This window comes from Citrobacter sp. VF227 (genome assembly GCF_052950715.1).
In genome coordinates this window covers 1-570 of record NZ_JBRFVF010000192.1, presented here as the reverse complement: position 1 = coordinate 570, position 570 = coordinate 1, and the positions used below count along the sequence as shown (strand labels likewise).

The following is a 570-nucleotide window of genomic DNA, read 5'->3' as shown; positions in this document are numbered from 1 at the left end:
CCTCAAGGCCGGCGCTGGGATGGATCGGGCGCAGTACCGCCCCGCTCCCCTTTGTTGGCCTCACCGAGCTTGCCACGCAAATCCTCGGGCATTGTGACGGGCCTGCCCTCCACCGGGGCTATGCCGTCAGCCTCAAGCCGCTTCTGAAGCTCGGCCTCGCGGGCGAGTTCCAGCATCTCGCCCAGGCTCAGATCGATCATGCCGCTGCTCGGGTGCGCGGTCGAAGAGGCTCATGACCGCCGAGCCGGCATCATCGTCGCCTTCGTCCACGTCGGCAAGGTCGCCCTCGCCTTTCGGCTCCTCTACGACCGCGTTCAGGTCCAGACCGTGATAGGTGGACTCGGGATCATCCGCGAGCCGCTTGCGCTCCTCATCCTTGTCGAGCACGCCAGCGTCGATGTAGACGGCCGCCGTGTCGGCCTCGATCTTCCGGACCTCGGCAAGCTCCTTGTCCGACATGGACCACAGGGGCTCGAACGCGAAGGTGATTTCTGGGTCGACCTCACCGAACAGGTGCAACTGGACGAAGCCCAGCATGCTCTGGATGATCGGGCGCCCGGTCTCCACGAA

The 570-nt window shown here is 65.4% G+C and carries 1 protein-coding gene; it reads right to left on the bottom strand.

Features of this window, described 5'->3' with window-relative positions:
- Positions 1–132: 132 nt before the first annotated feature.
- On the bottom strand, positions 133–570 hold a 438-nt coding region (locus tag ACU8YC_RS25840; RefSeq protein ID WP_446896087.1), incomplete at its 5' end, for an anti-CBASS protein Acb1 family protein.